Below are 8,385 nucleotides of genomic sequence, written 5' to 3' on the forward strand. Positions count from 1 at the left end.
TCAGAGTACAATGTCGAGCGCGCACAGCGCGGTATCGTCTACATCGACGAAGTTGATAAAATTACGCGCAAGTCGGACAATCCATCGATCACCCGTGACGTATCGGGCGAGGGCGTCCAACAAGCGCTGTTGAAAATCATGGAAGGCACCGTGGCCTCCGTTCCCCCACAAGGCGGGCGCAAGCATCCCCAACAAGAGTTCTTGCAAGTCGACACGACGAACATCTTGTTCGTATGTGGTGGCGCGTTTGCGGGTCTGGACAAGATCATCGCACAACGCGGCAAAGGCTCCGCCATCGGGTTTGGCGCGGATGTGAAAGAGGAAAACGCCAAGGGTATTGGTGAGTTGTTCTCCGAGTTGGAGCCTGAAGATCTGTTGAAATTCGGCCTCATCCCTGAGTTCGTCGGCCGTCTTCCGGTTCTTGCAACCCTCGAAGACCTCGACGAAGATGCGCTTGTCACGATCCTGTCCGAGCCGAAAAACGCGCTCGTCAAACAGTATCAGCGCCTGTTCGAGATCGAGGATGTTGTGCTCACCTTCACCGATGAGGCCCTCACCGCCATCGCCAAACGCGCGATCAAGCGCAAAACAGGGGCACGCGGCTTGCGTTCGATCCTTGAGGATATCCTGCTCGACACCATGTTCGAATTGCCTGGCACCGCAAACGTGACCGAGGTCGTGGTGAACGAAGAGGCGGTAAATTCCGATGCCAAGCCATTGATTATCTACGGCGAAGCGGAAAAAGAAGCGTCAGCGTCTTAATCCATCCGCCTCGGTTGAGTTCCATGTCAAACGCCGCTCCATTGGGGCGGCGTTTTTCGGTGATGTGCGGTGTGCTGGTGCAACTGATTTGTCTTGCGCAGGCCGCAAAACGCGTCAAAAGAGATCAACACATATTTGGCACGAAAGGCCGCATGCTATGACTCGCACACTCATTTCCTCCGGTTCTCCGTTCGAAGAGAAGATCGCCTACTCGCGGGCTGTTGTCGTGGATGGTTGGGTGTTTGTGTCGGGCACCACGGGCTACGACTACGCGACAATGACCATGCCCGATGATGTGGCCGATCAGTGTCGCAACGCGCTTTCGACCATTGCCAAGGCGGTGGGCGAGGCGGGCGGTCAGATGTCTGATGTCGTGCAGGTACGCTACATCTTGCCAGACGGGGCGGATTTTGAGGCGTGCTGGCCGGTGCTCCAAGAGGTGTTTGGCGCGGTGCGCCCCGCCGCGACGATGATCGAGGCGCGTCTGCTTGATCCTGCGATGAAAATCGAGATCGAAGTGGCGGCAAAAATCACACCGCCTGCCGCCCCCGCATAATCGCCGCGTGTGGCGGACCCCCGCCGCGCACACCGATTTGACCCGATTTGCACAGGTACACTCTGGACCTTGCACGCACATTAGGTCATATCAGGAAGTAACATTTTCGGAGGTTGTCCTATGGGTATCTTGAACACAGCGTTGCGCGCTTTGGTGTGGTGGAATGGTCAAACGATCGGCACACAGCTTTTCACATGGCGCAACGGCATAAAATTGGGTGAAGATAGCCAAGGCAACATCTTTTACCGCAACAAAGACGACTCGCGCCGTTGGGTGATTTACAATGGCGAGATCGAAGCCTCGCGCATCGATCCCGCGTGGCACGGCTGGTTGCACCGGACGTTCGACAACCACCCCGGTCACCTGCCGCTTGAGCATAAAGAGTGGGAAAAGCCGCACGTTGAAAACCTGACAGGCACGGCTGCGGCCTATGCGCCCGCAGGCTCTATTCGTCAGGCAAAGCCCGTTGCGCGCACCGACTATGAGGCGTGGCAGCCCGAGTAAACCGCCCAAACGGGACGCGCCACGCGCGCCACTGAGGATTAGGATATGGCTGAAAACACCACAGAAATCGCCGTGGGCGCGGGCGTTTTGGCCCTCGCTGTCGGATTTCTCATCTACGCAGGCCAAGCGACCGGATTCGCGGGCGGAGCCTCTGATACCTATTATCTCACCGCGTCCTTTCGCTCCGCTGAGGGCGTGTCTGTCGGGAGCGATGTGCGCCTTGCCGGTGTTAAGGTAGGCACTGTCACCGATCTGGAATTGAACAAACAAAGCTACCGCGCCGAGGCCAAATTGACCTTGGAGGGGGACGTTGTGTTGCCCGATGATACCGCCGCTCTGATCACCTCTGAGGGTCTGTTGGGGGGGAGTTTCGTCGAGTTGGTTCCGGGCGGCTCGATGTTCGAATTCGAGGACGGACAAGTTATCGCGGACACCCAAGGGGCCGTGAGCCTCATCAACCTTATGCTCAAATTCGTGACCGGAAACGGAAGCGCGGAATGATCTCGCGCGCGCTCATGATGTCTGTGGCGCTGATTGCAAGCACTGGTGCGGCGTGGGCGCAGGACACGGGGTTTACCGACGATTTGCAAACCGGAATCGGCTCGATCGTTGAGACGCCCCTAGATGATAGCGCAATCGGCTTTGGCGGGTTGTCGCTAGAGCAATTACAAGCGCTGCCTGACGAGGGATTTCAACGCGAATTGTTCGATATTACAACCGAGACGCAAGAGAGTGTTGCGAGCGGCACAGGGGCCGTTATCCGTGTTCTGGATAAACTCACGGGCCGCGTCGAAGACATTTCCATCGCACGCGGACAAACGGCCACATGGGGGTTCGTCTCCATGCGACTTGACGATTGTCGCTATCCCGTTGGCAACCCGTCCGGTGATGCCTACGCCTATTTGGACGTAAGCGTCGATGGCATTGATTTACCAGTGTTTCAAGGATGGATGATCTCATCCAGTCCGGCCCTGAATGCGATGGATCATCCCCGCTATGACGCGTGGGTTCTCAACTGTAGCACGTCCTGAACGGACGGCGGCGTTACAAACTCCCGAAACTCTGCCTCGCGCTCAAGTGCGCCATCCAACAGGGTGTGATACTGTGCACGCGGGATCTCAATGGCACCAAGGGACGCCAGATGTGGCGTGATAAACTGTGTGTCGAGTAGGGTGAAGCCCGTACGTTTCAGGTGCGTGACCAAATAGGCCAGTGCAATTTTTGACGCATCGGTTTTGCGCGAAAACATGCTCTCGCCGAAAAACGCCGTGCCAAGGGTGATGCCATAGGCCCCGCCGACCAACTCCGTGCCGTCCCAAACCTCGATCGACTGCGCATAGCCAAGAGCGTGAACTTTGGCGTACAGATCAAAGATTGTGGCGTTGATCCATGTCTCATCGCGCGCCGCACAGCCCGTTACGACCTCTTCAAACGCGTGGTTGAGGGTGACGGTGACGCGCGCGCGGCGGATCGTGCGGGCGAGGGAGTGCGACAGGTGGAACTGATCCAGAGGCACAATCCCGCGCTGTTCAGGGTCCACCCAAAATATCGTGGGATCATCGGCACTTTCGGCCATCGGAAACACCCCGTTGGCGTAGGCATTGAGCAACATCTCGGGCGTGAGTTCGGTGTGGTCCATCGGCGCAAAATGACGTGTCTTTGAGCAAAAGAAAAGGCCCGCATGATACCTGCGGGCCTTTGAAACACAGCGCGGGATGGCGCGATTAGGTCGGCATATTCACGGCAAGCCATTTCTCAAGCCAGTGAATGTTGTAGTTGCCGGACAACACATCGGGCTCTTCGAGCAGCGCATGGAACAGCGGTACGGTGGTGTCCACGCCGTCCACAATCAACTCGCCAAGAGCGCGTTTGAGACGGGCCAACGCCTCGGGACGGTCACGACCGTGCACGATCAATTTTCCGATCAAGCTGTCGTAATAGGGCGGGATCGAATAGCCATCATAAAGCGCGCTATCCATCCGTACACCATATCCACCCGGCGCGTGGTACTGTGTAATCTTACCGGGGCATGGGGCAAAATTCGGCAGACGTTCGGCGTTGATCCGGACCTCGATCGAGTGACCGTCAATCACCAAGTCATCTTGTGTGAACGATAGCTTTTGACCAGCCGCGACACGAATTTGCTCGCGCACCAGATCTTGACGGAAAATCGCCTCGGTCACAGGGTGTTCCACCTGCAAACGTGTGTTCATTTCAATGAAAAAGAACTGACCATCCTCGTAGAGGAATTCGATTGTCCCCGCGCCGCGATAGCCCATTTCGGCAATCGCGCGTGCACAGATGCCACCGATTTCGGCGCGCTCTTCGGGGGAGATCGATGGGCCTGGAGCCTCCTCGAAGACCTTTTGGTGACGCCGTTGCAACGAGCAATCGCGTTCGCCCAAATGAACGCCGCCGCCTTGTCCGTCGCCGAACACTTGGACTTCGATGTGGCGCGGCTTTTGGAGATATTTCTCCATATACACTTCGTCATTGCCGAATGCGGCTTTGGATTCGGAGCGCGCGGTGCGAAAGGCAGTCTCGATAACCTCTTCGCTTTCGGCGACTTTCATGCCGCGTCCACCGCCACCTGCGGTGGCTTTGATGATGACGGGGTAGCCCATTTCGGCGGCGAGTTTTTTGGCCGTTTCCACGTCAGGCACGCCACCCGGAGAGCCGGGAACCACGGGAATGCCGAGGATTTTAGCGGTCTCTTTTGCGGTGATCTTGTCGCCCATCTGGCGGATATGCTCCGCCGATGGTCCGATAAAGGCCAGCCCATGATCCTCTACGATCTGAACAAAGGCCGCGTTTTCGGACAAGAACCCGTATCCGGGGTGGATGGCCTGCGCGCCCGTAATCTCGCACGCGGCAATGATCGCGGGGAATGACAGGTAGGACAGCGTTGACGAATTCGGGCCAATGCAGACGGCCTCGTCGGCCATGCGCACGTGCATCGCGTCCGAGTCTGCCTCGGAATGGACCGCCACCGAGGCGATACCCATTTCACGACACGCACGGATCACGCGCAGCGCAATTTCGCCACGGTTGGCAATGAGAATTTTATCGAACATCAGGAACCCGTCCTTATTCGATGATCATCAAAGGCGCACCGAATTCGACGGGGGTGCCGTCGTCAACCAGAATGCGTTTGATCGTGCCGGATTTGGGCGAGGGGATGTGGTTCATCGTTTTCATGGCTTCGATGATCAATACGGTCTGACCCTCTTCGACACTATCGCCGATCTTTACAAACGCGGCGGCGCCCGGTTCGGCCGACAGGTAGGCGGTGCCAACCATCGGGGAGGGCACACAGTTAGGATCTTGGCGTGGATCGGCGGGTGCGGCGTCTGCTGGCGCGGCTTGTGCTGCGGCAACGGGTGCGGCGGCGACAGGTGCGGCATAGGCGGCGGGTGCGGCATGCACGATCTCTTGTGCTTTGGAAACGCGCACATTGAGGCGGTCATTTTCGCCATACTCGCGTTTGACTTCAACCTCGGTGAGGTCATTGGAGTTGAGCAATTCGGCAAGTGCCTGAATGAAGGCCACATCGGCGTCATTTTGTTTTGTCATGTTATCCAACTTATTATACCGCCCGTCTATTGCGAGCTCATGTCAATCTGCTTTTAACGCTTATACGTCACGTCAGGGTCCGTGAAAACCCGCGAAAAACGCGATTGGCCACGCGTATGTCTGCAAAATGCACATGAATTAGGCGGATGCGACCTAATATTTGTCTACTTGGGCCGTAAAAGAGCGATTATTTCGCCCTAAATAAAATTTACCACTTGATCAAAAATGGGTTTGTCGTCCACGCTGTCGCTCAACGACCCACAGACGTTACGACAAACACGCGCAACTATGCAGGATCACATCACATGCCAAACACCTTGTTTACATCAGGGATTGCCGCAGGACGTCTCGATCCTGATGCGTATTCAGATAATTTTTCCGATCTTCATCCGCCACTGGACGCCCATGAGGCGCTCGTTGCCGCCGACCGATGCTATTTTTGCCATGATGCGCCGTGTATGACGGCCTGTCCAACATCAATCGACGTGCCGCTGTTCATTCGCCAGATTGCCACGGGCACGCCTGAGGCGGCGGCAAAAACCATCTTTGACGCCAATATCTTGGGCGGGATGTGCGCGCGGGTCTGTCCCACGGAAACCCTATGCGAAGAGGTCTGTGTGCGCGAAGTTGCCGAGGGCAAGCCTGTCGAAATCGGGCGTTTGCAACGCTACGCCACAGATACATTGATGGCAAAGGGCACGCATCCCTTCACCCGTGCGGCCGACACGGGCAAGCGCGTTGCGGTTGTTGGCGCGGGGCCCGCGGGGCTGGCGGCGGCGCACCGGTTGGCGCGCTATGGCCACAGCGTCACGATGTATGACGGGCGCGCCAAAGCGGGCGGCCTGAACGAATTTGGCATCGCATCTTATAAATCGCCCGACAATTTTGCACAGGCCGAGGTGGATTGGTTGGTCAAGATCGGCGGAATCACAATCGAGACGGGCCATGTGCTTGGCGATGATCTTAGCCTAACCGCGTTGATATCCGATTTTGATGCGGTGTTTTTGGCCATCGGGCTTGGTGGCGTCAATGCGCTCAAGATCGAGGGTGTCGACAAATCCGGCGTCCTTGATGCTGTTGATTTCATTTCTGATTTGCGCCAGTCCACCGATGTATCCACGCTGCCTATCGGGCGCAATGTCGTGGTGATCGGGGGCGGTATGACGGCCGTTGACGCCGCAGTGCAGGCCAAACTTTTGGGCGCACAAAACGTCACAATCGCCTACCGTGGCGGACGTGATCGCATGAGCGCCTCCCCGTTCGAGCAAGACCTCGCCACATCTAAGGGCGTGCAAATCTTGTATAACGCGCAACCCGTGGCCGTGCATGGCAACGGGACATGCGCCGAGGTCGAGTTTGAATATACCACGGACGCGGACGGACGCCTGACGGGGACGGGTGAGACGGTGCGGATCGCGGCTGATCACGTCTTTATGGCCATTGGTCAGTCTCTCAAAGGGGCGCCAGACGGCCTTGAGTTGGAGCGCGGCAAAATCGCCGTCGATACACGTGGACGCACCTCCATCGACGGGGTTTGGGCGGGGGGCGACTGTGCCCTTGGCGGTGAGGATCTCACCGTGACGGCTGTGGCCGAAGGTCGAGATGGTGCTGAAAACATGCATAAATTTCTTATGGGCGAGGGCTAAGACATGGCTGATCTAACAACAACATTTTGCGGCATCACCTCTCCCAATCCGTTCTGGCTGGCCTCCGCGCCGCCAACGGACAAAGAGTACAACGTGCGCCGCGCGTTTGAGGCGGGGTGGGGCGGTGTCGTGTGGAAAACACTCGGCGAGGAAGGCCCGCCCGTGGTCAACGTCAACGGGCCACGCTATGGCGCGATTTTCGGCGCGGATCGTCGTTTGTTGGGCCTCAACAACATCGAACTCATCACCGACCGCTCGTTGGAGGTGAACCTCGAGGAAATGACCCGCGTGAAAAAGGACTATCCAGACCGTGCGCTGATTGCTTCTGTGATGGTGCCGTGTGATGCGGAAAGTTGGAAATCGATCATTCCGCGCATCGCCGAGACGGGGTGCGACGGGTTCGAGCTAAACTTTGGCTGTCCGCATGGCATGGCCGAGCGGGGAATGGGCGCCGCCGTTGGGCAGGTGCCTGAATACATTGAGATGGTGACGCGGTGGTGCAAGGAGTCGACGGGTCTTCCCGTCATCGTCAAATTGACGCCGAACATCACCAATATCCTTGCACCCGCCGAGGCGGCGTTGCGCGGTGGGGCGGATGCCGTATCGCTGATCAACACGATCAATTCCATTACCTCCGTGAATTTGGATGCGTTTTCGCCCGAGCCGATGATTGACGGCAAGGGCACGCATGGCGGCTATTGCGGTCCTGCGGTCAAACCGATTGCGCTCAACATGGTGGCCGAAATTGCGCGCAACCCGGCCACCGCGGGCTTGCCGATTTCGGGCATTGGCGGCGTGACCACATGGCGCGATGCGGCGGAATTCATGGCGCTTGGCGCGGGCAATGTTCAAGTCTGCACGGCGGTGATGACCTATGGGTTCAAGATCGTCGAAGAGATGATTTCGGGGCTGAGCCAGTACCTTGACGAGAAAAATATGACGGTGGATGAGTTGGTTGGCAAGGCCACGCCCAACGTCACTGACTGGCAATACCTCAACCTCAACCACGTCACCAAAGCGGTCATCAACCAAGACGATTGCATCAGTTGCGGACGCTGTTACGCCGCGTGCGAAGATACCTCGCACCAAGCGATCGAGATGACCGCCGATCGTGTGTTCACCGTGAAAGACGATGAATGCGTTGCCTGCAATCTATGTGTGAATGTTTGCCCTGTGGAGAACTGTATCACCATGAAAACGCTCGACAAAGGCGATATAGACGCGCGCACGGGTCAGGTGGTTGGCGATTACGCGAACTGGACCACGCATCCCAATAATGTGGCGGCGGTCGCGGGCGAATAGCGCGCGGCGGCCCATGACAAAACACCCCCTTCGCCTGTGTGT

At 57.5% G+C, this 8,385-nt stretch carries 10 protein-coding genes; 7 read left to right on the forward strand and 3 right to left on the reverse strand.

Translation table 11 applies throughout. The features are described from left to right. The 5 genes from clpX to ACTG34_RS10570 form a co-directional block, all read left to right on the forward strand. A partial coding sequence (clpX, locus tag ACTG34_RS10550) for an ATP-dependent Clp protease ATP-binding subunit ClpX (protein WP_439104887.1) occupies positions 1–762 on the forward strand: 762 nt, incomplete at its 5' end. Between the two features lie 157 nt (positions 763–919). Further along, positions 920–1,318: a RidA family protein gene (locus ACTG34_RS10555; protein WP_439104888.1), complete on the forward strand. Its 399-nt coding sequence runs from the start codon at positions 920–922 to the stop codon at positions 1,316–1,318. 120 nt (positions 1,319–1,438) lie between these two features. Continuing rightward, on the forward strand, positions 1,439–1,822 hold the full coding sequence (locus ACTG34_RS10560) for an NADH:ubiquinone oxidoreductase subunit NDUFA12 (protein WP_062218914.1): 384 nt from the start codon (positions 1,439–1,441) through the stop codon (positions 1,820–1,822). Between the two features lie 45 nt (positions 1,823–1,867). Next, positions 1,868–2,323 carry an outer membrane lipid asymmetry maintenance protein MlaD gene (mlaD, locus tag ACTG34_RS10565; protein ID WP_439104889.1) on the forward strand — a complete coding sequence of 152 codons (456 nt, stop codon included), beginning with the start codon at positions 1,868–1,870 and terminating at the stop codon, positions 2,321–2,323. Then, positions 2,320–2,853, forward strand: coding sequence for a DUF2155 domain-containing protein (locus ACTG34_RS10570; protein WP_439104890.1), 534 nt, complete (start codon positions 2,320–2,322; stop codon positions 2,851–2,853). The genes mlaD and ACTG34_RS10570 overlap by 4 nt, the downstream gene beginning before the upstream one ends. Here the strand turns inward: ACTG34_RS10570 and aat are convergent. The 3 genes from aat to accB all read right to left on the reverse strand — a co-directional run bounded on the left by aat (position 2,817) and on the right by accB (position 5,395). Continuing rightward, on the reverse strand, positions 2,817–3,461 hold the full coding sequence (aat, locus tag ACTG34_RS10575; RefSeq protein WP_439104891.1) for a leucyl/phenylalanyl-tRNA--protein transferase: 645 nt from the start codon (positions 3,459–3,461) through the stop codon (positions 2,817–2,819). The two genes, ACTG34_RS10570 and aat, sit on opposite strands and share 37 nt — an antisense overlap. Before the next feature lie 85 nt (positions 3,462–3,546). Further along, the gene (gene accC, locus ACTG34_RS10580) at positions 3,547–4,896 is read right to left on the reverse strand and encodes an acetyl-CoA carboxylase biotin carboxylase subunit (protein ID WP_439104892.1); all 1,350 of its coding nucleotides are present in this window, start codon (positions 4,894–4,896) and stop codon (positions 3,547–3,549) included. Positions 4,897–4,909: 13 nt separating this feature from the next. Beyond that, positions 4,910–5,395 (reverse strand): acetyl-CoA carboxylase biotin carboxyl carrier protein, encoded by a 486-nt coding sequence (gene accB, locus ACTG34_RS10585; RefSeq protein ID WP_439104893.1) that lies wholly within the window; start codon positions 5,393–5,395, stop codon positions 4,910–4,912. Between the two features lie 305 nt (positions 5,396–5,700). Between accB and ACTG34_RS10590 the strand changes: the two genes are divergently transcribed. Together ACTG34_RS10590 and preA are read left to right on the forward strand one after the other, a co-directional pair. Continuing rightward, positions 5,701–7,041, forward strand: coding sequence for an NAD(P)-dependent oxidoreductase (locus ACTG34_RS10590; protein WP_439104894.1), 1,341 nt, complete (start codon positions 5,701–5,703; stop codon positions 7,039–7,041). Positions 7,042–7,044: 3 nt separating this feature from the next. Beyond that, a complete protein-coding gene (gene preA / locus ACTG34_RS10595) occupies positions 7,045–8,343 on the forward strand; it encodes an NAD-dependent dihydropyrimidine dehydrogenase subunit PreA (protein WP_439104895.1) in 1,299 nt (432 codons plus the stop codon). Positions 8,344–8,385: the final 42 nt, after the last annotated feature.

This window comes from Celeribacter marinus (assembly GCF_965656515.1).
GTDB lineage: Bacteria > Pseudomonadota > Alphaproteobacteria > Rhodobacterales > Rhodobacteraceae > Celeribacter > Celeribacter marinus_D.

Coding starts and splice junctions, on each gene's coding strand:
- ACTG34_RS10555 (WP_439104888.1), top strand. CDS start 920: ATGACTCGCACACTCATTTCCTCCGGTTCTCCGTTCGAAGAGAAGATC.
- ACTG34_RS10560 (WP_062218914.1), top strand. CDS start 1,439: ATGGGTATCTTGAACACAGCGTTGCGCGCTTTGGTGTGGTGGAATGGT.
- mlaD (WP_439104889.1), top strand. CDS start 1,868: ATGGCTGAAAACACCACAGAAATCGCCGTGGGCGCGGGCGTTTTGGCC.
- ACTG34_RS10570 (WP_439104890.1), top strand. CDS start 2,320: ATGATCTCGCGCGCGCTCATGATGTCTGTGGCGCTGATTGCAAGCACT.
- aat (WP_439104891.1), bottom strand. CDS start 3,461: ATGGACCACACCGAACTCACGCCCGAGATGTTGCTCAATGCCTACGCC.
- accC (WP_439104892.1), bottom strand. CDS start 4,896: ATGTTCGATAAAATTCTCATTGCCAACCGTGGCGAAATTGCGCTGCGC.
- accB (WP_439104893.1), bottom strand. CDS start 5,395: ATGACAAAACAAAATGACGCCGATGTGGCCTTCATTCAGGCACTTGCC.
- ACTG34_RS10590 (WP_439104894.1), top strand. CDS start 5,701: ATGCCAAACACCTTGTTTACATCAGGGATTGCCGCAGGACGTCTCGAT.
- preA (WP_439104895.1), top strand. CDS start 7,045: ATGGCTGATCTAACAACAACATTTTGCGGCATCACCTCTCCCAATCCG.